Origin of the sequence: Bradyrhizobium sp. AUGA SZCCT0105, from assembly GCF_018129565.1 — a bacterium.
GTDB lineage: Bacteria > Pseudomonadota > Alphaproteobacteria > Rhizobiales > Xanthobacteraceae > Bradyrhizobium.
In genome coordinates this window covers 1,030,036-1,055,755 of the sequence record NZ_JAFCMK010000002.1, presented here as the reverse complement: position 1 = coordinate 1,055,755, position 25,720 = coordinate 1,030,036, and the positions used below count along the sequence as shown (strand labels likewise).

The 25,720-nt window shown below is 64.2% G+C and carries 18 protein-coding genes, 1 tRNA gene and 2 pseudogenes; 16 read left to right on the top strand and 5 right to left on the bottom strand.

The annotated features are described in order from the left end of the window. Positions 1-270: 270 nt before the first annotated feature. Positions 271-1,833: a 2-isopropylmalate synthase gene (locus tag JQ573_RS14085; protein WP_212310435.1), complete on the top strand. Its 1,563-nt coding sequence runs from the start codon at positions 271-273 to the stop codon at positions 1,831-1,833. Between the two features lie 106 nt (positions 1,834-1,939). On the opposite strand, the gene JQ573_RS14080 is transcribed toward JQ573_RS14085, so the two are convergent. Then, positions 1,940-3,322, bottom strand: a complete 1,383-nt coding sequence (locus JQ573_RS14080) for an FAD-binding oxidoreductase (RefSeq protein ID WP_212310434.1) — start codon at positions 3,320-3,322, stop codon at positions 1,940-1,942. A 228-nt stretch (positions 3,323-3,550) separates the two neighbouring features. Here JQ573_RS14080 and JQ573_RS14075 point away from each other — a divergent pair, with 228 nt between their 5' ends. Continuing rightward, the gene (locus tag JQ573_RS14075) at positions 3,551-4,687 is read left to right on the top strand and encodes a helix-turn-helix transcriptional regulator (protein WP_212310433.1); all 1,137 of its coding nucleotides are present in this window, start codon (positions 3,551-3,553) and stop codon (positions 4,685-4,687) included. 350 nt (positions 4,688-5,037) lie between these two features. Beyond that, positions 5,038-6,030 carry a LysR substrate-binding domain-containing protein gene (locus tag JQ573_RS14070; protein ID WP_212310432.1) on the top strand — a complete coding sequence of 331 codons (993 nt, stop codon included), beginning with the start codon at positions 5,038-5,040 and terminating at the stop codon, positions 6,028-6,030. Between the two features lie 55 nt (positions 6,031-6,085). Here JQ573_RS14070 and mobA read toward each other — a convergent pair whose 3' ends face one another. After that, positions 6,086-6,718: a molybdenum cofactor guanylyltransferase MobA gene (mobA, locus tag JQ573_RS14065; protein ID WP_212310431.1), complete on the bottom strand. Its 633-nt coding sequence runs from the start codon at positions 6,716-6,718 to the stop codon at positions 6,086-6,088. Further along, the gene (locus JQ573_RS14060; RefSeq protein ID WP_212310430.1) at positions 6,711-7,595 is read right to left on the bottom strand and encodes a formate dehydrogenase accessory sulfurtransferase FdhD; all 885 of its coding nucleotides are present in this window, start codon (positions 7,593-7,595) and stop codon (positions 6,711-6,713) included. Before JQ573_RS14060 ends, mobA begins: the two co-directional genes overlap by 8 nt. 195 nt (positions 7,596-7,790) lie before the next feature. Between JQ573_RS14060 and glp the strand changes: the two genes are divergently transcribed. The 5 genes from glp to JQ573_RS14035 all read left to right on the top strand — a co-directional run bounded on the left by glp (position 7,791) and on the right by JQ573_RS14035 (position 15,409). Next, positions 7,791-9,044 (top strand): gephyrin-like molybdotransferase Glp, encoded by a 1,254-nt coding sequence (gene glp, locus JQ573_RS14055; RefSeq protein WP_212310429.1) that lies wholly within the window; start codon positions 7,791-7,793, stop codon positions 9,042-9,044. A 208-nt stretch (positions 9,045-9,252) separates the two neighbouring features. Further along, a complete protein-coding gene (locus JQ573_RS14050) occupies positions 9,253-10,965 on the top strand; it encodes an NADH-ubiquinone oxidoreductase-F iron-sulfur binding region domain-containing protein (protein WP_212310428.1) in 1,713 nt (570 codons plus the stop codon). Between the two features lie 35 nt (positions 10,966-11,000). After that, on the top strand, positions 11,001-13,787 hold the full coding sequence (fdhF, locus tag JQ573_RS14045) for a formate dehydrogenase subunit alpha (RefSeq protein WP_212310427.1): 2,787 nt from the start codon (positions 11,001-11,003) through the stop codon (positions 13,785-13,787). A 61-nt stretch (positions 13,788-13,848) separates the two neighbouring features. Beyond that, positions 13,849-14,643 carry a dienelactone hydrolase family protein gene (locus tag JQ573_RS14040; RefSeq protein ID WP_249131681.1) on the top strand — a complete coding sequence of 265 codons (795 nt, stop codon included), beginning with the start codon at positions 13,849-13,851 and terminating at the stop codon, positions 14,641-14,643. Between the two features lie 31 nt (positions 14,644-14,674). Then, positions 14,675-15,409: a substrate-binding domain-containing protein gene (locus tag JQ573_RS14035; protein ID WP_249131679.1), complete on the top strand. Its 735-nt coding sequence runs from the start codon at positions 14,675-14,677 to the stop codon at positions 15,407-15,409. Between the two features lie 50 nt (positions 15,410-15,459). Here JQ573_RS14035 and JQ573_RS14030 read toward each other — a convergent pair whose 3' ends face one another. After that, positions 15,460-15,996, bottom strand: a complete 537-nt coding sequence (locus tag JQ573_RS14030) for a hypothetical protein (protein WP_212310426.1) — start codon at positions 15,994-15,996, stop codon at positions 15,460-15,462. Between the two features lie 89 nt (positions 15,997-16,085). On the opposite strand from JQ573_RS14030, the gene JQ573_RS14025 reads away from it, so the two are divergent. The 8 genes and pseudogenes from JQ573_RS14025 (at position 16,086) to JQ573_RS13990 (ending at position 24,732) form a co-directional block, all read left to right on the top strand. Then, a complete protein-coding gene (locus JQ573_RS14025; RefSeq protein ID WP_212310425.1) occupies positions 16,086-16,673 on the top strand; it encodes an exopolysaccharide biosynthesis protein in 588 nt (195 codons plus the stop codon). Between the two features lie 115 nt (positions 16,674-16,788). Next, complete coding sequence (locus tag JQ573_RS14020) at positions 16,789-18,000, top strand: ABC transporter substrate-binding protein (protein WP_212310424.1); 1,212 nt, start codon at positions 16,789-16,791, stop codon at positions 17,998-18,000. Between the two features lie 604 nt (positions 18,001-18,604). Next, positions 18,605-19,513 (top strand): annotated as a pseudogene (locus tag JQ573_RS14015) (HlyD family secretion protein); the annotation flags it as partial. A 1,099-nt stretch (positions 19,514-20,612) separates the two neighbouring features. After that, positions 20,613-21,617, top strand: coding sequence for a TRAP transporter substrate-binding protein (locus JQ573_RS14010; protein ID WP_207831615.1), 1,005 nt, complete (start codon positions 20,613-20,615; stop codon positions 21,615-21,617). Between the two features lie 225 nt (positions 21,618-21,842). After that, entirely contained in the window at positions 21,843-22,415 is a 573-nt protein-coding gene (locus JQ573_RS14005; RefSeq protein ID WP_092115779.1) for a TRAP transporter small permease, read from the top strand. After that, positions 22,415-23,698: a TRAP transporter large permease gene (locus JQ573_RS14000; protein WP_092115778.1), complete on the top strand. Its 1,284-nt coding sequence runs from the start codon at positions 22,415-22,417 to the stop codon at positions 23,696-23,698. The genes JQ573_RS14005 and JQ573_RS14000 overlap by 1 nt, the downstream gene beginning before the upstream one ends. 211 nt (positions 23,699-23,909) lie before the next feature. Beyond that, positions 23,910-24,491 (top strand): Spy/CpxP family protein refolding chaperone, encoded by a 582-nt coding sequence (locus tag JQ573_RS13995; RefSeq protein ID WP_212310423.1) that lies wholly within the window; start codon positions 23,910-23,912, stop codon positions 24,489-24,491. 165 nt (positions 24,492-24,656) lie between these two features. Continuing rightward, positions 24,657-24,732, top strand: a tRNA-Lys gene (locus tag JQ573_RS13990). Between the two features lie 204 nt (positions 24,733-24,936). Here the strand turns inward: JQ573_RS13990 and JQ573_RS13985 are convergent. After that, positions 24,937-25,371: pseudogene (locus tag JQ573_RS13985) on the bottom strand (IS630 family transposase); the annotation flags it as partial. Positions 25,372-25,720 lie beyond the last annotated feature (349 nt).

Below are 25,720 nucleotides of genomic sequence, written 5' to 3'. Positions count from 1 at the left end.
CAAGGGTTTTGACCGAGGATTTCGGCGCTCAACAGGGTCTGGCAATGCTGATTCGCGGCCAAATCGATGGGATTTCGAGGGAGGTGGCCCAGGCTACCGCCGCGATCCTGGCCGCGGCGCCCACCCTGCTTTTTGGCGGCCTTCTTCTTACCTGCCCCTGAGGGCCGGCTGGGCGTTTGCGCCTGGGCACTCAGGGGTTTGTACGAGATCACCGGACCCTGATATCGCCCAAGCAACATGACGGGCGCAAAGCTTAAAGGAATTTCTCACATGGCCACCGTGAACAAGTCCGAGAAGGACCGCGTCATCATTTTCGACACCACCCTGCGCGACGGCGAGCAGTGCCCCGGCGCCACCATGACCTTCGAGGAGAAGCTCGAGGTCGCCGAGCTGCTGGACGATATGGGCGTCGACGTCATCGAGGCCGGCTTCCCGATCACCTCGGAAGGCGACTTCCAGGCGGTCAGCGAGATCGCCCGCCGCTCCAAGAACGCGGTCATCGCGGGCCTGTCCCGCGCCCATCCGGCCGACATCGACCGCTGCGCCGAAGCCGTCAAGTTCGCTCGCCGCGGCCGCGTCCACACCGTGATCGCGACCTCGCCGCTGCATATGCGCGTGAAGCTGAACAAGACCCCCGAGGAGGTCATCGAGACTTCGGTCGCGATGGTCGCCCGCGCCCGCAACCAGATCGACGACGTCGAATGGTCGGCCGAGGACGGCACCCGCAGCGAGATGGACTATCTGTGCCGGATCGTCGAAGCCGTGATCAAGGCCGGCGCCACCACGGTGAACATCCCCGACACCGTTGGCTACACGGTGCCCGAGGAATACACCCACTTCATGCGGACGCTGATCGAGCGGGTGCCGAACTCCGACAAGGCGATCTTCTCGGTCCACTGCCACAACGACCTCGGCATGGCGGTGGCGAACTCGCTGGCCGGCATCGTCGGCGGCGCGCGGCAGGTCGAATGCACCGTCAACGGCATCGGCGAGCGCGCCGGCAATGCCGCGCTGGAAGAGATCGTGATGGCGATCAACGTGCGGAACGACAAGTTTCCGTACTGGAACAAGATCGACACCACGCAGCTGACCCGCGCCTCGAAGGTGGTGTCGGCTGCCACCTCGTTCCCGGTGCAGTACAACAAGGCGATCGTCGGCCGCAACGCGTTCGCGCATGAGAGCGGCATCCATCAGGACGGCGTGCTGAAGGATGCCTCGACCTACGAGATCATGCGGCCCGAGATGGTCGGCCTGAAGCAGTCCTCGCTGGTGCTCGGCAAGCATTCCGGCCGCCACGCCTTCATCCACAAGCTGGAGGAGATGGGCTACAAGCTCGGCGCCAACCAGCTGGAGGATGCCTTTACGCGGATGAAGGCGCTGGCCGACCGCAAGAAGGATATCTACGACGAGGACATCGAGGCGCTGGTCGACCAGGAGATGGCGGCCGCGCACGACCGCATCAAGCTGGCCTCGCTGACCGTGATCGCCGGCACCCATGGCCCGCAGCGCGCGACCATGAAGCTCGACGTCGACGGCCAGATCAAGATCGAGGAAGCCGAGGGCAATGGCCCGGTCGACGCCGTGTTCAACTGCATCAAGCGGCTGGTGCCGCACGAGGCCAAGCTGGAGCTGTACCAGGTCCACGCGGTGACCGAAGGCACCGACGCACAGGCCGAAGTCTCGGTGCGTCTCGCCCATGAAGGCCGTTCGATGACCGCGCGCGCCGCCGATCCGGACACGCTGGTCGCGTCTGCCAAGGCCTATCTCGGCGCGCTGAACAAGATCGTGATGAAGCGCCAGCGCGACGTGCCGGCGTCCAAGGTCGCGGGCTGACGGTTCGCGCGATCAAAGCATTCGGAAACGCGGCGCCTCGGCGCCGCGTTTTTTGTTGGATCACCTTCGCGAAGCCTTCACCTTCGCAATATCGCCGGCCGCTGCATCAGGCAGCAGGCCTGATGTTCTGGTTGACCCGGAACAGATTGGCGGAGTCATATTTGCGCTTCACCGCCGCCAGTTGCGCATAGTTGGACCCGTAGGTTGCCTTGAGGCGGGCGTCGCCCTCATCATCCATCATGAAATTCGGGTAGGCGCCGCCGAGGTCGAACGGGTGAACCGCTTCCCAATAGGCCTTGGTCCATCGGGTGAGCGGCCCCGCCTTTTGCGGATTCGGATCGATGCCGGCGATCACCATCGACCAGGTCGCATCGCGGCAATTCCATGCGGTCTCGCCGTTGCCGACGCGATGCACCGCGCCGTCGATCGGGTAGAGATGCATGAGCGACAATTCGCTGGGCGCTTGCGCGGCCTGCTCGAGATGGATGTCGATCGCGGCGTCCGGCAGCGTCTTGACGAAATCGCCACGCCAATACCATTGCATGCCCTTGGGGTAGAGCCCGTCGAACATGCTCTGCACCGCCGGATACGGCATCGTCCCCATCCAGTTTAGCCACGGTGCCGGCAGTGCATCGAGCAACGGCGCCAGAGCCTTCTTGGCCGCATCCTCTGGGCCGTCATAGCAGCACATCAGGAGGCAGATGGGCTTTCCCCAAAGCTCTTCCGGAAACGGCGGACTGGACGGAACCGTCTTGAGCCCGAGGAAAATGCCGAGTTCCTCCGGTGCTGCCGGCAGGAAGTCGCGATAGCGCTGCATGATGGTGCGCGCCTGCTTCTGGTCCCAGGCGATCGGCCCGGCAAACACCATGTTGACGGGGTGGAGCTGGAACACAAAGGAGGTGACGACGCCGAAATTGCCGCCGCCGCCGCGCAGCGCCCAGAACAGATCAGGGTTGTTGTCCTTGCTGGCGACGACGAAGCTGCCATTGGCGAGCACAACGTCGGCCTCGACCAGATTGTCGATGGTGAGGCCGTATTTGCGGGTGAGATAGCCGTGGCCACCGCTCAGGGTCAGGCCGGCGATCCCGGTCGTCGAGATGATGCCGGCCGGCACCGCAAGGCCGAACGCGTGCGTGGCATGGTCGACGTCGCCCTGGGTGCATCCGGCACCGACCCGCGCTTGGCGAGTAACCGGGTCGACGCGAACGCCCTTCATGGCGGAGAGGTCGATGACCAGCCCGTCATCGACGCTGGCGAGGCCGGGCCCGTTATGGCCACCGCCGCGGATCGCGATTGGCAGGTCATTGTCGCGGCCGAACGTCACCGCAGCGATCACGTCGGCGACATCGGCACAGCGGGCGATCAGCAATGGCCGCTTGTCGATCATGCCATTATAGAGCGCACGGGCTTCGTCGTAGTCGGCCTCGCCACGTTCGATGACGGTACCGCGCAGGCTCTCACGCAACTTGATCTTGGCTTCGTCACGCATGATCCTCTCCTGATCTCACGGGTCAGTTGGGTTGCCCTACAGGGCCTGTGCTCCCGTCCGTGTCGGAACTCGGCCCTGCCAGTCGCTGGCGTTATGCGGGTTACCCGACGGTCGTAACTTGCCGGATCGGTTCGGTCGCCGCGTCACCCGATCGATTGAGGTGCTGGCTGCCGGCTCCCCGGACGTGCTACGATGCAGGGGTCGGTTCAGCAGGCTGGAGCCACCGACATGCGTGAAGCTGACGAACTGTCGCGGGTCATCGGCGACATCTACGATGCTTCGCTCGACCCGGCACTGTGGCCGAGCGCGTTTGAAAGTATCTGCGGCTATATCGGCGCGGCCTCCGCCAGCCTGCATTCGCAGGACTCGGTCAGCAGGGCAACGGACGCGCTGTTCTGGTGGGGCCGCGAGTCCGACGCGCCGCACTATTTCAAGCTCTATCGGGAGGGGTACGGCAAGATCAATCCGATCTTTCCGGGCGTCGTCTTTTTCGAAGTGGAGCAGCCGGTCGCCGTCCCCGACGTGATTTCCTGCGAGGAGTTCGTTCGGACGCGCTTCTTTCGCGAATGGCTGTTGCCGCAAGGCCTGACCGACGGCCTGTTTTCAAACCTGGAAAAGGGCGTGACGAGCTGCGCACTGTTCACCGCCATGCGTCACGCCGGGCAGGGCCAGGTCGACGACCGCATGCGCCAACGGTTCGAACTGATCACGCCGCACGTCCGGCGCGCCATGCTGATTGGCAAGGTGATCGATCTCCATCGCGTCGAGGCAGCGGCGCTGGCGGACAGTCTCGACGAACTCGTCTCGAGCATGTTCATTGTCGATTCGACCGGCCGCATCATCCATGCCAATGCCAGCGCCCATCGCCTGATCGCCGAGGCCAATGTGCTGCGTTCCAACCGCGGCCGGATCGCAGCGCTTGATCCCGAGGGCAACCGGCATCTGCTTGAGATATTCGCGGCGGCCCAGGCGGGCGATGCGGCCGTCGGAAAGAAGGGGATCGCGATGCCGCTGACCGCGCGCACCGGCGAGCGCTACGTCGCTCATGTGCTGCCCTTGACCTCGGGCGCGCGCCGCAAGGCCGGAGTTTCCTACTCGGCAGCGGCGGCTGTGTTCGTCCGCAAGGCCGAGCTGGATTTGCCGTCACCGCCCGAGGCTATCGCCGACGAGTTCAGGCTGACGCCAGCGGAGGTTCGGGTCATGTTCGCGATCGTCGAGATCGGCGGCGTGCCCGAAGTCGCCCCGGTGCTCGGCATTTCCGAGCAAACCGTCAAGACTCATCTGCATCGCATCTATGAAAAGACCGCCACGAAGCGACAGGCCGATCTCGTGAAGCTGCTCGCGAGCTATTCCGGACGGCTCTGAGTCAATCCGCCGCGGCATTTATCGACAAAGATTCAGGGGTTTGTGCTTGTCCGCGTGATCAGAGACGCAGTGGGACTGGCTGTCTCGCTGCGAAAGAATGGAGATATTTGGAACAGAGGAGTTGGATTGCATCATCGATGCGCTGCAAGAGCGCGTCCACCTCTTCGCGCGCGAAAAGAATGAACCGAATATAGCGCATTCGTCGCCTGACGGATCAGCTTAGGATAGAATCTGCCCACCAAGCTCATTGTTGGAATCATTTCCCAACGATCCGTCTCATTTCGCACTGCTTTGGAATCTTCCGCGCCATCTCCAGCGCTACCCTGCGGTCTTTCCCGGGGACGCCGCCCATGCCGCTTGCCTCCATCGACGTCGACAACATTTCGCGCGCCGCCACGCCGGCGGAGACCGCGCTGACGCGCCGGGTGGACCTCACCACGCTCCGCCTCTTCGTCGCCGTCTGCGACGAGCAGAACCTCACCCGCGCCGCGCAGCGCGAGGGGATCGCGGCGTCGGCGGTGTCGAAACGGATGAACGATTTCGAGCTCGCGTTCGGCGTCACGCTGTTCAAGCGGCTCGCCAAGGGCATGGCGCTGACGCCGGCCGGCGAGGCGCTGCTGCATCATGCCCGGGTCACGCTGCTCAATGTCGAGAAGATCGCCGTCGAACTGTCGGAATACTCGCAAGGCGTGCGCGGCCATGTCCGCATGCTCGCCAACCTCTCGGCGATCGTGCAGTATTTGCCGGAGGACCTCTCAGCATTCTTCGCGGCGCATGAGCTGCTCCGCGTCGATCTGCAGGAGCGGCCGAGCGGGCAGGTGGTGCGTGGCATCGAGGAGGGCGCGGCCGAAATCGGCATCTGCTCGGCCGAGGCCGACAGCCGCGCGCTCGAAGCCTTCCATTATCGCTACGACAATCTGGTGGTCGTGATGCGGCCGGACCATCCCCTGGCCGGTCGCGAAAAATTGCTGTTCACCGAGACGCTCGATTTCGACCACATCGGCCTGCACACTGCGAGCTCGATCTATCTGCGCTCGCAATATGCGGCGACGCAAGCCGGCAAGACGATGCGGCTGCGCATCAACGTGCCCGGCTTCGATGCGGTCTGCCGCATGGTGCAGGCCAATATGGGGCTCGGCCTGATCCCCGATCGCGCCTTCGCGGTCGTCGGCGCCGGCATGGGTCTTCGTGCCATCCCCCTGCGGGACGATTGGGGGCGGCGCGAGCTGAAGATCGTGGTCCGCGATGCCGCGCATTTGTCCGGAACCGGCCGCCTGATGTTGGACTATCTGCGCGCCGTGGAAACGGGTCGGAGAGGGTGGGCCGGCGGACAGCTCGGCTAGCTGCGTGCGTGCTCGCAGCCGGGGATGTCCGTTCCGGACGCAAGCGGCGCGCGTCTCAGCCGCCGTCGAGTGCGGCGAGGCGATCGGCTTCCATGATGTCTTCGACGGTGTTGGCATTGAAGAACGGATCCAGCGGCTCGGTCGGCCATTCGACTGTTGCCAGCGGATAGCGCGCGGTCCAGCGATCGATCTTGCGCACGTCCTCCTCGACGAGCGCATGGCGCAACTCGTTCCGCAAGCGCACGCTCCAGAGACCGATGACCGGATGCACCTGCCCGCCGGATGAGGCGACCGCGAGCTCGGCATTCTCTGCTGCGCGCGCCTGCTCCAGGCGTGCGACAAGATCACGCGGGAGAAACGGACAGTCGCCCGCCGCGCTCAGCACCCATTTCGCATTCGGCCGGTTGGCCGCGGTCCAGTCGAGCGCGGCCAGGATGCCGGCGAGGGGGCCTGGATAATCGGCGACATCGTCGGCGACGATCGGAAGGCCGAAGGCGGCGAAGCGCGCGGGGTCGCCATTGGCGTTGATGACCAGCCCGGTGCATTGCGGGGCGAGACGGTCGATCACCCGTTGCAGAATGGTCCGGCCGGCGATCTTGCGCATCGGCTTGTCGCCGCCGCCCATCCGCCGCGCGAGGCCGCCGGCCAGCAGCACGCCCGGGATGTCAGTCCCCGGGATATCAGTCATTGTCGGCCTCGCCCTTGCGCTTGTGCCGCATCGATTCCTCTTCGACATAGTCGAGGTTCTGATCGTAGACGATCCGCTCCTGGCCCGACAGCGCGATGAAGCGCTTGCCGCGCGCGCGCCCGACCAAGGTCAATCCGACCTGCCGCGCCAAATCGACGCCCCAGGCGGTGAAGCCGGAGCGGGAGACCAGGATCGGGATGCCCATCCGCACCGTCTTGATCACCATCTCGGAAGTCAGCCGTCCGGTGGTGTAGAGGATCTTGTCGGCCGGATCGACATTGTGGCGATAGATCCAGCCCGCGATCTTGTCGACGGCGTTGTGCCGGCCGACATCCTCGGTGTAGCAGACCGGCGTGCTCTCCTTGCACAGCACGCAGCCGTGGATGGCGCCCGCTTCCAGATAGAGTGACGGCATCGTGTTGATGGTGTGCGTCATCTGGTAGAGCCACGAGGTCCGCAGCTCGGCCTTCGGCAGCGCGACCTTCTCGACGGCTTCGAGCAGGTCGCCAAACGCCGTGCCCTGGGCGCAGCCCGAGGTCTGCGTCCGCTTCTTCAGCTTCGCTTCGAAATTGGTGTGGTGCGCGGTGCGGACCACCACCACCTGGAGGTCGTCGTCATATTCGACCTCGGTGACGACGTCGTCGTATTTGAGCATGTTTTGGTTCAGGAGGTAGCCGAGCGCGAGGTATTCGGGATAGTCGTTGATCGTCATCATCGTGACGATCTCCTGCGCGTTGAGGTACAGCGTCAGCGGCCGCTCGACCGGTACCCTGATCTCGATCGGCGCGCCGGTCTGATCGATGCCGATGACGCGCTCCGTCAGTCGCGGGGCGTCCGGGTCCGGAACAATAATGGGAGCGGTGGTCGTCTCGGTCACAGGTCGGCGTCCCAATGGGTTCACATGGCAGCGAAGCAGGGGATATAAGCACGATCGGAGACGGACTGGCCACTCTCCGCCGCTTCGCCGGAACTGCCAGGGATTCGTCACGGATGGTCCGGCTTTGAGGATAATGCCGCGGTTCGCGATGTGGGTCGAACAAATCTTGTCGATGGCCGAGGACTGAGGGACATCATGGCGCAGCTTTCCGACGACTGCTTCGCGTTCGGCGGACCGATGATGTCGGTTGACGAGGCCGTCGCGATCATTGCCTCGCGCGTGAAACCTGTCGGCGAGACGGAAGCCGTTGCCCTGGTCGACGCCGACGGACGCATCCTCAGCCACGACGTGGCCGCGCCGCTGCCGCTGCCGCCTTTCATGAATTCCGCCGTCGACGGCTACGCGGTCTCCGGCACGGACCTGCCGGCGAGCGGTGAGCGCGCGTTTCCCGTCGCCGGGCGTGTGCAGGCGGGAGTGCCGGCAACGGCCGCGCGGCCCGGCCAGGCGGTGCGGATCTTCACCGGTGCGCCGATGCCCGACGGCACCGACACCGTGTTCATGCAGGAGGACGTGCGGATCGACGATGCGGGCAACGTGATCCTGCCGTCAGGCCTGAAGGCCGGCGCCAACGTGCGTCCGGCCGGCGAAGATATCCCGCGCGGCCATATCGCACTGGCGGCGGGCCGGCGGCTGCGCCCGCAGGACATCGCGGTCGCCGCGGCCTTCGGGCTCACCACGCTCGATGTGGTGCGGCGCCTGCGTGTCGGGGTGTTCTCGACCGGCGACGAGCTGGCCGCGCCGGGGAGCCCGCGCGCTGAAGCTCAATTGTTCGATTCCAACCGCTTCATGCTGATCGCGATGTTGCGGCGGCTCGGTTGCGAGGTCGGCGATCTCGGCATCCTGCGCGACGAACGCGTCGGGCTCGCCGATGCGCTCAAGCAGGCCGCGCGACGCTACGACCTGATCCTGACCACCGGCGGCGTCTCGACCGGCGAAGAGGATCACGTCAAGGCCGGCATCGAGCAGGCCGGCTCGCTGGTGCTGTGGCGGATGGCGATCAAGCCGGGCCGTCCGGTGGCGATGGGAATCATCGAGGGCACGCCGCTGATCGGCTTGCCCGGCAATCCGGTGGCGAGCTTCGTCACCTTTGTCCATGTCGTGCGGCCGACCGTGCTGGCGCTGTCGGGCGCCGTGCCGTCTGCCTTGCTGCCGACGCCGGTCCGGGCCGCCTTCAGCTACAAGAAGAAGAGCGGCCGCCGCGAATATGTCCGCGCCTCGCTGCGCCGGGCGGCGGACGGCGCGCTGGAGGCGACCAAGTTTCCCCGCGAAGGGGCCGGCCTGTTGTCGTCGCTGATCGAGACGGATGGCCTGATCGAGCTCGGCGAGTACATCGTGCGGGTCGAGCCGGGCGATGCGGTCGGCTTTCTCGGCTACGCCGACCTGTTCTGAGGCCGCAGACGCGGTCGAGATCGCGCGAGCCGGCCGCTCGCGCGATTGGGAATTCAGATCGACCGATAGGCAAACATTAACAACGGCCTGCGCGGCAACCCGACGCTGCTAGAGGCGTTCTAAATATGCTTGCCTGTGGCATGCCAGAGAATAGAGTTGGGTTGAACCGGTGCAACTTGCGCAAAACCGGGTTCCTAGGCGAGGTTTCATGAGTGGAGACGACGTTCACAAGGTCCGCGCGTTCGAGCATCCCGGACAAGGCAGGAAGCGGGCGAAAGCCACGCCCAAGGGGCGCCAGGTCGACCCCGTGGCCGCACATGAGATCGAGGCGCTGCTCGCGGACCGGCCGAGGCGTCGCGACCTGCTGATCGAATACCTCCATCTGATCCAGGACACATACCATCAGATTTCGGCGGCGCATCTTGCGGCGCTCGCCGACGAGATGCGGCTGTCATTCGCCGAAGTGTTCGAGACCGCGACCTTCTATGCGCATTTCGATATCGTGAAGGAAGGCGAGCCTGACATTGCGCCGCTTACCGTGCGTGTCTGCGATTCGCTGACCTGCGCGATGCTCGGCGGCGAGAAGCTGCTGAGGGATCTCCAGAGCCGCGCCGGCCCCGGCATTCGCGTCGTGCGGGCGCCGTGCGTCGGCCGATGCGACACCGCGCCCGTGGCGGAGGTCGGCCACAACTTCATCGATCATGCGACCGTCAGCAACGTGCTCGCGGCGGCGAAGAGCGGCGACACCCATGTGCATCTCCCGCCTTACGTCGATTACGACGCCTATGTCGCCGACGGCGGATACAAACTGCTGGCGCGCCTGCGCTCGGGCGAGCTGCCGCGGGAAGACCTGCTGAAGGCGCTCGACGATGCGTCGCTGCGCGGTCTCGGCGGCGCCGGTTTCCCGACCGGTCGCAAGTGGCGCGCCGTGCTCGGCGAGCCCGGGCCGCGGCTGATGGCGGTGAACGGCGACGAAGGCGAGCCCGGCACGTTCAAGGACCGCTACTATCTCGAGACCGATCCGCATCGTTTCCTCGAGGGCATGCTGATCGGGGCCCACGTGGTCGAGGCGCCCGAAGTCTACATCTACATCCGCGACGAGTACCCGGCCTGCCGCGAGATCCTTGCGCGCGAGATCGCAAAACTTCCGCCGGGTGGTCCAGTGCTGCATCTGCGGCGCGGTGCCGGCGCCTATATCTGCGGCGAGGAATCCTCGCTGCTGGAATCGATCGAGGGCAAGCGCGGCCTGCCGCGGCACAAGCCGCCATATCCGTTCCAGGTCGGGCTATTCGACCTGCCGACGCTGATCAACAACATCGAGACGTTGTGGTGGGTGCGCGATATCGTCGAGAAGGGCGCCGACTGGTGGAAAAGCCACGGCCGCAACGAGCGCCACGGCCTGCGCAGCTTCTCGGTGTCGGGACGTGTCAAGGATCCGGGCGTCAAGCTCGCGCCGGCCGGCATCACCCTGCGCCAGCTGATCGACGAGTTCTGCGGCGGCATGGCCGACGGCCATACCCTGCAGGCCTATCTGCCGGGCGGCGCGTCCGGCGGCATCCTGCCGGCCTCGATGGACGACATCCCGCTCGATTTCGGCACGCTGGAGAAATACGGCTGCTTCATCGGCTCCGCCGCTGTCATCGTGCTCTCGCAGGCCGATGACGTCAGGGAGGCCGCGCTGAATCTGATGAAGTTCTTCGAGGACGAGAGCTGCGGGCAATGCACGCCCTGCCGCGCCGGAACCGAGAAGGCGGCGCTCTTGATGCAGCAACCCGTCTGGAACAAGGAGCTGCTCGACCAATTGAGCCAGGCGATGCGTGACGCGTCGATCTGTGGGCTCGGTCAGGCGGCATCCAATCCGCTGACCTCCGTGATCAAATATTTTCCGGACGGGTTTCGTCCGCAGCAAGCCGCCGAGTAGGCGGGTCGAGCAGGCGAACTTCCACGAGGATTTGAATGAGCAACGATCACAACTCCGGCCAGACGATCCAGTTCGAGCTCGACGGGCACCAGGTTGAGGCACGGGCCGGCGAAACGATCTGGCAGGTCGCCAAGCGCCAGGGTACCGAGATCCCGCATCTCTGCTATTCGCCGGAGCCGGACTATCGACCGGACGGCAATTGCCGCGCCTGCATGGTCGAGATTGAAGGCGAGCGCGTGCTGGCGGCGTCCTGCAAGCGGACGCCTTCGGTCGGCATGAAGGTCAAGTCGGCCAGCCAGCGCGCCGTCGCGGCGCAGAAGATGGTGATGGAGCTGCTCGTCGCCGATCAGCCGGCGCGCGAGACCTCGCACGATCCGGACTCGAAATTCTGGCATTGGGCCGAGAAGACCGGCGTCACCGAAAGCCGCTTCCCCGCCACCGAACGCTGGCACGCCGACACCAGCCACCCGGCGATGCGCGTCAATCTCGACGCCTGCATCCAGTGCGGCCTGTGCGTGCGGGCGTGCCGCGAGGTGCAGGTCAACGACGTGATCGGCATGGCTTATCGTAGTCACGGCTCGAAAATCGTGTTCGACTTCGACGATCCGATGGGCGAATCGACCTGCGTCGCGTGCGGCGAATGCGTCCAGGCGTGTCCGACCGGCGCGCTGATGCCGGCAGTGATGCTCGACGACAAGCAGACGCGCGTCGTCTATCCCGACCGCAAGGTGGACTCGCTGTGCCCGTATTGCGGCGTCGGCTGCCAGGTCACCTACGAGGTCAAGGACGAGAAGGTGATCTACGCCGAAGGCCGTGATGGTCCCGCCAATCACAACCGGCTCTGCGTCAAGGGCCGCTTCGGCTTCGACTACATCCACCACCCGAACCGGCTGACCAAGCCGCTGGTGCGGCTGCCGGGCGTGAAGAAGGATGCCAACGACCAGGTCGATCCGGCCAATCCCTACACCCATTTCCGCGAGGCATCCTGGGAAGAGGCGCTCGATCTTGCCGCGGCCGGCTTGAAGAAAATCCGCGATGAGAAGGGCGCCAAGGCGCTCGCCGGGTTCGGCTCGGCCAAGGGCTCGAACGAGGAAGCCTATCTGTTCCAGAAGCTGGTCCGCACCGGCTTCGGCTCCAACAATGTCGACCACTGCACGCGGCTGTGTCACGCCTCGTCGGTGGCGGCCTTGTTCGAGGGACTGAGCTCCGGCGCGGTGTCGGCGCCGTTCTCGGCCGCGGCCGACGCCGAGGTGATCTGGGTGATCGGCGCCAATCCGACCGTGAACCATCCGGTCGCCGCGACCTTCATCAAGAATGCGGCCAAGCGCGGCGCCAAGCTGTACGTGATGGACCCGCGCCGGCAGGCGCTGTCGCGCCACGCCACGCAGCACCTCGCCTTCAAGCCGGGCAGCGACGTCGCGATGCTGAACGCGATGATCCACACGATCATCACCGAAGGCCTGACCGACGAGCAGTACATCGCCGGCTACACCGAGGGCTATGACGAGCTGAAGGCGAAGATCCAGGAGTTCACACCGGAGCGCATGTCGCCGATCTGCGGCATTCCCGCCGAGACGCTGCGCGAGGTGGCGCGTGCCTATGCCCGCGCCAAATCGTCGATCATCTTCTGGGGCATGGGCATCAGCCAGCATGTCCACGGCACCGACAATGCGCGCTGCCTGATCGCGCTGGCTTTGATCACCGGCCAGGTCGGCCGCCCCGGCACCGGGCTGCATCCGCTGCGCGGCCAGAACAACGTGCAGGGCGCCTCCGACGCCGGCCTGATCCCGATGTTCCTGCCGGACTATCAGCCGGTCGGCCGCGACGACATGCGCGGCGCCTTCGAGAAGCTGTGGGGGCAGCAGCTCGATCCGGTGCGCGGGCTGACCGTCGTCGAGATCATGAACGCGATCCACGCCGGCGAAATCCACGGCATGTATGTCGAGGGCGAAAATCCGGCGATGTCCGATCCGGATTTGCAGCACGCGCGCCAGGCGCTGGCGAAGCTCGATCATCTCGTGGTGCAGGACCTGTTCGTCACCGAGACGGCGTTCCATGCCGACGTCATCCTGCCGGCCTCGGCGTTCGCCGAGAAATCCGGCTCCTTCACCAACACCGACCGCCGCGTGCAGCTGGCGCGCCAGGTGATCAAGCCGCCGGGCGATGCAAGGCAGGATCTCTGGATCATCCAGGAAATCGCCAAGCGGATGGGATTGCCCTGGAATTATGCCGGGCCGGGCGAGGTCTTCACCGAGATGGCGCAACTGATGCCGTCGCTGAAGAACATCACCTGGGAGCGCCTGGTGCGCGAGGGCGCGGTGACCTATCCGGTCGACGATCCCGACAAGCCGGGCAATGAGATCATCTTCACCACGGGTTTCCCGACCGAGAGCGGCCGCGGCAAGATCGTGCCGGCCAAGGTGATCCCGCCCGACGAATTGCCCGACGACGAGTACCCGATGGTGCTGTCGACCGGCCGCGTGCTCGAGCATTGGCACACCGGCTCGATGACGCGCCGCGCGCAGGTGCTCGACCAGATCGAGCCCGAAGCGGTCGCGTTCATGACGCCGAAGGACATGCGCAAGAAGGGGCTCGCGCCCGGCGACTTCATCCGCCTCGAGACGCGCCGCGGCGCGGTCGAGGTCAAGGTGCGCGCCGACCGCGACGTGCCCGAGAACATGGTCTTCATGCCGTTCTGCTACGCGGAGGCGGCGGCGAATTTGTTGACCAACCCGGCGCTCGATCCGTTCGGCAAGATTCCGGAGTTCAAGTTCTGCGCCGTCCGCGCCGAGAAGATCGATATCCGGACGGCAGCGGAATAGCCGTCCGGGCTACGCAAGAAACAAATGCAACGCGGCGACGCCAACCCGCAGGGAGATCAGCATGCGAACGATCATCGTCGGAGCACTCTGCGCCATCGCAATGGTCGCGAGCGCACACGCCGCGGTCAAGGAAGAGCCGGTCACCTACTCGGACGGGGAGACCACGATGAAGGGCTTCGTCGTCTATGACGACGCGACGAAGGCCAAGCGGCCCGGCATCGTGATGGTGCACGAATGGTGGGGCATCACCCCGCATATCCATAGCGAGGCGCGGAAGTTCGCGGAGCAGGGGTACGTCGCCTTCATTGCGGACATGTACGGCGACGGCAAGACCGCCGACAACCCGAAGGACGCCGGCACGCTCGCGGGGTCGGTGATGAAGGATGCGAAGGTGATGGAGCAGCGCTTCAACGCCGCGCGGGAGCAACTCGCCAAGCAGGCCTCGGTCAATCCGCAGCGGATCGGCGCCGTCGGTTACTGCTTCGGCGGCGCGGTGGTTCTGAACATGGCGCGCACGGGCGCCGATCTCGCCGCCGTTGCCGGCTTTCACGCTACGCTCGGTCTCAATACTCCCGCACCGGCGCCGGGCACCGTCAAGGCGAAAATCCTGATCCTGAACGGCGCGGACGACCCGTTCGTGAAGCGCGAGGAGTACGATGCGCTGAAGAAGGATTTTGACGCAGCGAAGGCCAATTACCGGATCATCGAGTATCCCGGCGCCGTGCACGCGTTCACGAACCCCGAAGCCACCGAGCTCGGCAAGAAGTTCAACCTGCCGCTCAGATACGACGCCAAGGCCGATCAGGAATCGAAGGCCGAGGCGGCCAAGCTCTTCGCCGCAAACCTTCAGAAATGAGCCAACGGGCTGCCGACATGGTTCTGCTGCCTTGACGCTGCCAATCGCCGATACCCCGGACACGATCAAGGTCATCATTTCCGGCGGCTTCGCGGCGGTCTACCAGGAAGTCCTGCCCGAATTCGAGCGCAGCACCGGCATCAAGGTGGAAACCGGATCCGGCGCATCGGAGGGCACCGGTCCGAAAACGATCAGGCACCAGCTCGCGCACGGCGCGAAGGCGGACGTGGTGATCCTTTCGCGCGAGGGACTGCGCACGCTGAACGAGGACGGGCGGATTCGCGCGGGATCCGACATCGGCCTCGCGACGGCGCCCTTGGCGGCCGCGGTTCGCTCAGGCGCTCCGAAGCCGGACATCGGCAACGCTGTCGCGCTGAGACAGGCTTTGATCGATGCGGGCCAGGTGGTGGCGCCAAGCAGCACGAGCGGACAGTTCGTTCGCGACAAGGTCTTCCCCAGGCTGAACCTGCCCGACACGGTGCGGCTCACCCTCGAGGCGCGTGGAACCGAGGCCGCCGAAGCGCTGCGCGCGGGCAAGGCAAATTTCTCGATTGGGCCGACCAGCGAACTGGTGCAGGAGACCGGCATCGACGTCGTCGGCCTGCTGCCTGCAGATCTACAGCTTGTCCAGACCTTCACGGCCGCCGTCGTCAGCGACTCAAAGTCGCCTGACGCCGCCAGGCGCCTGATCGATTTTCTTTCCTCGGATACCGCTATCCTGCGCGCAGCAATCAAGCGGGCGGGCATGGAGCGGCCCAGCGGATAGGCCGCCATCACCAACTGGTTGCGCTGATCTTGCGCTGATCGCAGCGCGGCTCAGCGATCCCTGGCGCCGGGTGCCACGTTGAGCGGCGCGCCACCGGTTGAAATCGGACCAGCGGGTTTTGGCGCCCGAACCGGCGGCGGCTTTCGGGGCTTCGGGGCAGCCTGTGCGACCGGTGCATGCGGCTGGTCGGCCGCTGCCGTGGCCGGCAATGGCACGGGAGCCGGAGCGGGGCGCTGGAGCGCGTCGACCTTCGACGTCAGGCTCGCCAATTGGTCGACGACGGCCTTCAGCTGCTCCTGCTGGTCCGCCACCGACTTGCCGAGTGCGCCGATGTCATCCTCGAGCTTCTGCTGGGTCGCGAGCAGATCCGGCAACGTTTCCTTGTCGCCTGCGGCCACCCTGTCGCTGGCCGCAGCGTTGCCCAGGGACGGGACCAGCGGCGCGATCTGCGGCCAGGCGTAGACACCCCCGGCGCCCGCACAGGCGATGATGACGACCAGCAGGAACCACGGCCAGCGGCGGCGCGCGGCGGGAATCGGGCTTGACGGCGCATGGTGCTGCCATGCCTGGTCGGAATCGTTGGTCACCCATGCTTCCTAGTCTGCTTCGGCAGCTGTTGCAATCGATGCCGAGTCTGACCACTTTGGCAGCTATGTCCCCTTCGTCCGGAGCCCCATTGGCGCCCACGCACACGTCCCAACTTCTTGAGGAACTCGTCGCTCAAGCACCGGACGGCCCCGTCGATCTCGAATGGCTCCTCAGCAACCTGGACAAGCGGTCGTTCGGCCTGCTCCTGCTGCTGTTGGGGCTGCTTGTCATCATCCCCGGCGTCGCGACGGTTGCGACGCTGGCGCTGCTGTTTCCGGCGGTCGAGATGATGCGTGGCCGCAGCGCGCCATCGTTTCCGCGCTTCCTGTCGAAGCGACAGTTCGACTTCAAGCGCTTCAAGCGGTTCACCGTCCTTGTCCGTCCGATGCTGCAGGCGATCGAGCGCGTCAGCCGGCCGCGCTGGGACGCGCGTCGCGACGTGATCGACCGCCTCGTCGGATTGGTGGTGTTTCTCCTCGCCTTCTCGGCAGGCTGGCCGCTGCCTCTGGTGAACGTCATTCCGGGAATGGTGGTCGTCCTGATCGCGGTCGCCTACCTGCAGGAGGACGGCCTGCTGCTGACGATTGCGATGGCGGCGGCGCTGATCTGCCTGCTTGGGCTCGGATGGACGCTCTGGGCAACGTTCGGAGCCGTGATGAACTGGATGGGGCTGTGACACCAGACGGTTAGGGCAGTTCGATGTCCCGACTTCAGGGGTCGACATCTCGCGCCGGCATGTTCATGATCTCGCCGGACGTCGCGGCAAACAGCGACGCGAATGGGGAGAACACATGCGTTGCATCACGCTCGCGGCCGTCGCCGCGCTCAGCCTTGTTTCCACGCCGGCGGTTCTTTCTGCCGACAAGAAATACGATCCCGGCGCCAGCGATACCGAAATCAAGATCGGGCAGACCATGCCCTACAGCGGTCCGGCTTCGGCGTATGGCACGCAGGGCAGGGCCGAAGCCGCATACTGGAAGATGATCAACAGCCAGGGCGGAATCAACGGCCGGAAGATCACGCTGCTAAGCATGGACGACGGCTATAGCCCGCCGAAGACGGTGGAGCAGACACGCAAGCTCGTGGAGCAGGATGATATCCTTGCCAATATCGGCTCACTGGGCACGCCGACGAATTCGTCGATCCAAAAATATCTGAACGGCAAGAAGATCCCGCATCTGCTGATCTCCACCGGGGCCTCGAAGTGGAACGATCCGAAGGAATTCCCGTGGACCACGCCGTTCTATCCGCCCTATGCGCAGGAAGCGAAGATCTACGCCAAGTACATCGCCAAGGAGCTACCCAACGCGAAGATCGGCGTGATCTACCAGAACGACGACTTCGGTAAGGACTACCTGAAGGGCTTCAAGGAGGGGCTGGGAGAGAAGGCCGGTCTCATCGTCAAGGAGCTCAGCTACGAGGTGACCGATCCCACGATCGATTCCCAGATCGTCAATCTGAAAGCCGCGGGCGCCGACGTGCTGATGACGATCACGACGCCGAAGTTCGGCGCGCAGGCGATCCGCAAGGTTGCCGATCTCGGCTGGAAGCCGACGCACTTCATCGTGTCCGTCGCGAGCTCGATCGGCGGTGTGCTCGAGCCTGCCGGCCTCGAAGCATCCACCGGCCTCATGACGGCGCTGGCGACCAAGGTGGTCGGTGACCCCGCGTGGGACACCGACAAGGGCGTGCAGGATTATCTCGCCTTCATGAAGCAGTGGTATCCCGAAGGCAATCCGATCGATGGCAGCAACCAGATCGGTTATCTGTCGGCGCAGTTCACGGCCATCATCCTGAAGAACTGCGGTGACGTGCTGACCCGCGAGAACCTGCTGAAGCAGGCCACCAACCTGAGCAAGGTCTCGCTGCCGCTCTTGCTGCCCGGCATCACGGTATCGGTGTCGCCGACGGACTATTCCACCTTCGACACGTTCAAGCTCGCAAAGTTCGACGGCAAGACGTGGAAGTTCTTTGGCGAGAACATCAGCACCGCGTCGCGCTGAGGACAGGCGAGCGGTGGCCATGCTGGCTGGCATCCATGGACGCAGCGGGTTTGCTGCGTCCATGTGAAGCATTTACAATGTCGTCGTTGGCCCACGCGATCAACGGCTCGAAAACGTTCTAGTGCGGACGTCTTGATCGCTTGAGGTCGGCGACTTGAAACTTCCCGGCGGCCTGGAGGCTGCTGCAAAGCCAGTAGGCTCTATTTCGGTACTCGCCCAGGAACCATTTCGTCTCGACGCAATCCACGTAGGATTTGTAGGTGAGGTTGTCCCTGCACGTTGGCGAGAAGGGTCCATAGGCTTGTCCGCCCGCCGATTCGCTGCACCCAACCCAGGGGTCTTTGCCGTGGGGGAGGCTGGACTCGCAACCACCGTCGCAGTTGCTGGCGACCTTCTCCAGACTGGCAATCCGCCCCAAGACTGTATCCGGCGCAGGCGATGGCGTTCGCGCGCCTGAGGATGACGCGTGACCGGTTGACGATGTCCGGCGAGCAGCCACCCTGCTGCTTGCGACCTCCTTCGGCCTGATTGGCCTTGCCGCCTGCTTCGGCGCGTCGACCGTGATGGAGGGAAGCGGGGCGCTGGAGCCAGTTGCGGTTTGCGACGCAGCAGGGCCGCGCTGGAGACGGCGAAGCGGAAAGTCACCGAGGTCGATGCGTCGCTGACCAGCGCGCGGGCCGATGTGGTCAAGGCCGAAGCGCAGGCCGGCGAGGCCAAGGCGTCCTGGCAGCAGGCCAAGGACGAACTGGACACCAAGAGCGAACTGCAGCGCCGTAATCCCGGCATCGTGCCGCAGCGCGATATCGAGAAGCTGCAGGTCGCCGTCGATCACAGACAGGCAGGCATCGATGCCGCGAACGCGGTGCGGGAGACCGCGGTGCTGCGCATCTCCACGCTGCTGCCCGCCGAGAAGGCGAGCGCAGAGGCCGCGATGGCCGAGGCGCAGGTCGATCTCGACAAGACCTATATCCGCGCCGGTGTTGACGGGCGGGTCGAGCAATTCACGCTTCGGACGGGCGATGTCGTCAATCAGATGATGCGCCCGGCGGGCATATTGATACCTGAGGGCGCGGGCCGGAGCGTTTTGCAGGCCGGCTTTGGCCAGATCGAGGCCCAGGTCATGAAGCCCGGCATGGTCGCGGAGGCAACCTGCATCTCGAAGCCCTGGACGATCATTCCGCTCGTCGTCACCGGTGTGCAGGACTACATCGCCACCGGTCAATTCCGCTCCGGCGAGCAGCTGATCGATCCGCAAGCCCTGCGCCAACCGGGCTCGATCCTCACGTTTCTGGAGCCGCTCTACACCGGCGGCCTTGAAGGCGTCACGCCAGGCTCCAGCTGCATCGTCAATGCCTATACGAGCAACCACGATGTGATCGCTGATCCGAAGACCGGTACGCTCAAGGGATTTGCGTTGCATGTCGTCGACGCAACGGGGCTCGTACACGCGCTCCTGCTGCGCATCCAGGCCCTGCTGCTACCGGTCAAGACGCTGGTGCTCAGCGGTCACTGAGATTGCAACTAGCGGCTAAGGCACGATGACGGTTCAGTTCAATCTCTCTCTTGTTCCCCGCTGTTGCCGGTTGGACACGACGGGCAACTCAGCAAAAGCTGTCAATATCGCCATAAGAAAATATTCCGCTTGGCGTTTCACCCAACTCAGATGTTCAATACATCCATCTCACCCGATCGAGGGGCGCTTCGCGATCGTCACGAACGTGGGTTGAGATGCGGTGGACGCTGATGTCACGGCTGACGAGTGTGGCTGAAGCGGACGGTGAAGTCGTGTGGTCCTGACGCCCTAGCGGCAGGTGTCCTCTCGCAAGATGCAATGCGTGTTGCGAGGGCGGTGACAAGCAAGCCCAGTCTCGCCGGGGAGAGCACGAAGTAAGCCGTAACCCACCGCGCAGGGAAAGCCGGGTTGTTTCCGGTTACACCTGTGGTCCTACCCCCGTGCTTTCTACCTTTTGCACGGGGCCCATGGGTGCGATCGGCACCCGGCTTTCCCTGCGCCCTCTGTTCGAGAGAGGGCGGAACGAAATGCAAAACTCCGGACAGATGATGTCGCGAGAACGCGAAGCTGCGTCCCCAATACAACTGTCATCGCCCGGCTCGACCGGGCGATCCAGTACGCCGCGGCCCCTCGGCTCAAGCACTGGCATCTCTGGAATACTGGATCACCCGCATGCGCATGCGCATATGATGACACCGCACTGTTCGACATCTTGAATTGCGACCCACCCTCATCGTCGTCCCGGCCTGCGCCGGGACGACAAACGACAAGTCCCGCTCACAATTCTCGCTGCGGAGTATGGGTCCCTGCTTTCGCAGGGACGACATCGGAGATGGGCGCCAGCATTCGCGCCCGGCGAACTCGCCATTGCCAAACCTCGTATTGACCGCGCCGCCATGGCCGGGCACAGCGTGCGGGCGGTGTCAATGAACGGTCGCAAGAGCCGAAAGGGATACCGCCGCATCGGATTTTGCAGTGCAGCAACGGCGCAATTTAGCCCCTGCTAAAGGGGCAATGGCAATCGGCGTGGCTTGTCTGTAATGGTGCGACCGGATGTCTCGGGGCCGGTATTCGTGCTCCGCAATACGCGGGAGGAAACATGCGTAAGTTCATTTTGGCCGCGGCGTCGATCGCGGCCTTGACCTTTGTCGGGCAGGCCTCGGCGCAGTCGCCGATCGTCATCAAGTTCAGCCACGTGGTGGCCTCGGATACGCCGAAGGGCAAGGCGGCCGACAAGTTCAAGGAACTCGCCGAGAAGTACACCGGCGGCAAGGTGAAGGTCGAGGTCTATCCGAACTCGACGCTCTACAAGGACAAGGAAGAACTCGAGGCGCTGCAGCTCGGCGCGGTGCAGATGCTGGCGCCGTCGAACTCGAAGTTCGGCCCGATCGGCATCAAGGAATTCGAAGTCTTCGATCTGCCCTACATCCTCCCCGACCTGAAATCGCTGCGCAAGGTGACCGACGGTCCGCTCGGCGCCCAGCTGCTCAAGAAGCTGGATTCCAAGGGCATGACCGGTCTCGCCTATTGGGACAACGGCTTCAAGCAGATGAGCGCGAACAAGAAGCTGGTCGCGCCCGCCGACTACAAGGGACTGAAATTCCGCATCCAGTCGTCGAAGGTGCTGGAGGCCCAGTTCCGCGCGCTCGGTTCGATTCCGCAGGTGATGGCGTTCTCCGACGTCTACCAGGCGCTGCAGACCGGCGTGGTCGACGGCCAGGAGAACACCTGGTCGAACATCTACACCCAGAAAATGCATGAGGTGCAGAAGTACGCGACCGTCACCAATCACGGCTACATCGGCTACGTCGTGGTCGTGAACAAGAAGTTCTGGGACGGCCTGCCGGCCGACATCCGCGACGAACTGAACAAGGCGATGAAGGAAGCCACCGAGTTCGGCAACAACCAGTCGGCCAAGGAGAACGAGGACGCGCTCGCCGAGATCAAGAAGGCCGGCAAGACCGAGATCATCTCGCTGACGCCAGAGCAGGACGAGGCGATGCGCAAGGCGATGATGCCGGTCTACAAGGACGTTGCCTCGCGCGTCGGCCAGCCGCTGATCGACGAATTCCTGAAGGAAACCGGCCGTAGCCCGATGAACTAAGGCGGTGTTTGCACCTCGCCCCGCGTGCGCGGAGAGGTCGAAATTCAAGCGCAGCTTGAATTTCGGGTGAGGGGGAGTTTCCGCGAACGCAACTATCAACGTGTGCGCGGACGGAGCCCCTCAACCAACCCTCTTGGGGCGAGCTTCGCTCGTCCCGGCCCGTAAGAACGGGGAGAGGGAGATTAGTGCTCTGGCCGCAGGGGGCGGCCATGACAGGGGAGATCAATGCTGCTGAAAATTCTGGACCGGCTCGAGGAAATCATCATCGCGAGCCTGATGGGCGCCGCGACGCTTCTGACCTTCGTCACGGTCGTGCACCGCTTCCTGGTCGACGTGCCGGTGCTCTATCCATATCTGTTCGGCATCAATCTCGCATGGTCGCAGGAACTCTGCATCTACATGTTCATCTGGATGGCGAAGTTCGGCGCCGCCTATGGCGTGCGCACCGGCATCCATGTCGGCGTCGACGTGCTGATCAACCGCCTCAATGACGCCTGGCGCAAGCGCACCATCAGCTTCGGCCTGCTCGGCGGCGCGCTGTTCACCGCGATCGTCGGCACCATGGGCGCCAAATTCGTGTTCGAGCTGATGCACACCGACCAGGTCTCGCCCGACCTCGAGATCCCGAGCTGGATCGTCTATGCCTGCATCCCGCTCGGCTCCTACCTGATGTGCTTCCGCTTCCTGCAGGTGTGCTGGAATTACTGGTGGACCGACGAGCTGCCGCACCATGACGCCTCCCACGTCGATGGCGTCGAGACCAGCAAGACCGCGCCCGTTGCGCTTGGAGAAGCGTGATGAGCGCCGCACTTATCTTCGGACTGCTGTTTGCCCTGATGCTGACGGGCATGCCGATCTCGATCTCGCTCGGCCTGACCGTGCTCACCTTCCTGTTCACCATGACCGAGGTGCCGATCGAGAGCGTCGGCCTGAAGCTGTTTTCGGGCCTCGACAATTTCGGCATCATGGCGATCCCGTTCTTCATCCTGGCCGGCACGTTCCTGACCCGCGGCGGCGTCGCGCGCCGCATGATCGCGTTCACGACCTCGCTGGTCGGGCATCTGCCCGGCGGCCTTGGGCTCGCCGGCGTCGCGGCCTGCGCGATGTTCGCGGCGATCTCGGGCTCGAGCGTCGCCACCGTGGTCGCGATCGGCTCGATCATGATGCCGGCGATGGTCGATCACGGCTATCCGAAGCGTTTCGGCGTCGGCGTGATCTCGACCTCGGGCGCGCTCGGCATCCTGGTGCCGCCCTCGATCATCCTGGTGCTCTACGGCGTCTCCACCAACACCTCGATCGGCGCGCTGTTCATGGCCGGCATCGTCCCGGGCGTGCTGCTCGCGCTGATGCTGGCCGCGGTGACCTTCTTCGTGGCGCAGCGCAACGGCTACCCGAAGATGCCGCGCGCGACCATCGGCCAGCAGTTCACGGCGTTCCGCGAAAGCATCTGGGGCCTGTCGCTGATCGCGATCGTGCTCGGCGGCATCTATGGCGGCATCTTCACGCCGACGGAAGCCGCGGCAGTCGCCGCGACCTACGCCTTCTTCATCACCGTGTTCGTCTACAAGGAGCTGAAGCTCTCCGAGGTGCCGAAGGTGCTGTTGCAGGCGGCGAGCATGAGCTCGATGCTGCTCTACATCATCACCAACGCGGTGCTGTTCTCGTTCCTGATGACGCATGAGCAGATCCCGCAGGAGATGGCGGCCTGGATCATCGACAAGAACTTCTCGGTCTGGATGTTCCTGCTCGTGGTCAACGTCATCCTGCTGCTCGCCGGCAACGTGATGGACCCGTCGTCGATCCTCCTGATCATGGCGCCGATCCTGTTTCCGCTGGCGACCAAGCTCGGCGTGCATCCGGTGCATCTCGGTATCCTGATGATCGTCAACACCGAGGTCGGGCTGTGCCATCCGCCTGTTGGCCTCAATCTCTACATCGCGAGCAGTATCGCCAAGATGGGCATCAGCGAGATCACGATCTCGGTCCTGCCGTGGCTGTGCGCGATGCTGGTGTTCCTCGGCCTGATCACCTACGTGCCGGAGATCTCGCTGTGGCTGCCGCGGCTGTTGGGAATGATCTAGCCAGCGCATGATCCGGAAAAGTGTGAAGCGGCTTTCCGACAAGATCATGCGCAAACAATCAGAAAACCAAAGCGCGACCTCGCGCTTTGGATGTTTCTGACGGGCAATGAAGCGGATTACATCTTGGCAAGAAAGGTCTCTCTGTCCAATCCGTAAGTTGAAGGCCGCAGCAGGCGGTATCATCCTCAGGCAAACTTCAAAGGAGGTTTGGATGAAGAAAGTTCTGCTCGCCGGCATCGCGGCGCTCACGATTGCCGGTTCGACCGCGGTCTATGCCCAGCATCGCCCGTGGTTCCATGGCCAGATGCGGATGAGCCCCGAGGACCGGGCCGCCTTCCTCGACGCGCGCATTGCTGCGGTGCACGCCGGGCTGAAGCTGACCGCCGATCAGGAGAAGCTGTGGCCGCCGGTCGAAACCGCGGTGCGCGACTTCGCCAAGATGCGGCTCGATCGCGCCAACGCCCGGATGGCCGCGGAGAAGACCGATGCGGACAAGGCCGGGACGCCGGATGATCCGGTCGCGCGGCTGCGCGAGCGCGCCGACAACATGGCCGCGACCGCGACGTCGCTGAAGAAGATCGCCGATGCCGCCGACCCGCTCTACAAGACGCTCGACGACAACCAGAAGCGGCGGCTGACCATGCTCACCCACATGGAAGGGCGCGGCTTCGGCGCCGAGGGTTGGCGCCGCCATCGCCTCGAGCGCGGCATGGACCGCTGGGAGCGCGGCGGCCGCGACCATCATTTCGACCGCGACGACGGTCCGGATCAGGAACGCTCCGGCCGGCTCTGAGGGCCAGCCACCGGCATCCTCGCCAAGCCTATGAAAGGCTGCCGGAATCCGGCGGCCTTTCGGCTGTCAGAAAGTCGGGAAAAGTTGCGCCAGCTTGCTGGACATCGCGAAATCGCTTTGCTAAACGACGGCCTCTCTTGCGAGGGTCATTTCCGGACAAGTTCCGGGCGCATAGCTCAGTTGGTAGAGCAGCTGACTCTTAATCAGCGGGTCCCAGGTTCGAGCCCTGGTGCGCCCACCACCCTCAAGAGGTTGGCCCTGCGGGGCTTTTTTAATTTTCCGGACAGAACAAACCCGGTCTCGTGCGACGTTTTTTATGGTCGTACGTCGCACGCTATGCGACGAGACGTGATGTTCTGGGAGCGTTCTAAGCGGGATCCGATACACAGCATCGTCTATGACCAAGGTTGTAGAGACTGCCCCTCCTCAGGTTTGAAGCAAAGCACTAGAGCGTTAGCCTATCGGGTTGCAAGTAGCCGGCGGCGGCGAAGTAGTTTGAGGATTCTGCGGGCGTGTAAGTGTCGATGATGCGCCCGACAGCATCCCAGAGGCCGCCGACGGTGCGTTCGGCGGCCTTTCGCAGATTTGCTTTGAGCTTTGCGAAGGCATTCTCGCTCGGATTGAAGTCGGGGCTGTAGGGCGGGAGATAAAGCAGCATTGCGCCGGCAGCCTCAATCATCTCGCGGACGCGCGGCCCTTTGTGGCTGGAGAGATTGTCCATGATCACGATGGCATCGGTTGGAAGCTCGGGGAGGAGGACCTTTTCGACATAGGTCTCGAAGGCATCGCGGTTGATGGGGCCATCGAGCACCCAGGGTGCGATGATGCCGCGTGTGGTTAGAGCGGCGACACAGGTTGTTGTTTTCCAATGGCCGTGAGGACAGTCGCACTGACCCGTCTCCGGCATTCGCGACATAGAGCATGTCGGTCGACGGTTCGTAGCCGACGCCCTGCGGTTCCTTAAGTCCTGATATTCTGCGGATCAATTTGCGATTGGCGAGATCGACAATTCCGACACTATCGTTGCCCAACTCGGCAACGAAGAGACGTTGCCTCTTCAAATCGATGGCCATGTGGTCGACGCGGCCACGCACGTCGCCCAGCACAATTCTGGTCTCGAGCTGAAGCGGGCTTGCATCCGCTGACTGAGCAGGGACTGCGGTGTTAGCCAGCATCAGAATGCTGGCTAACACCGTCAAGGTGGTCCGAAGCGAAGTTAACAGCGCCAC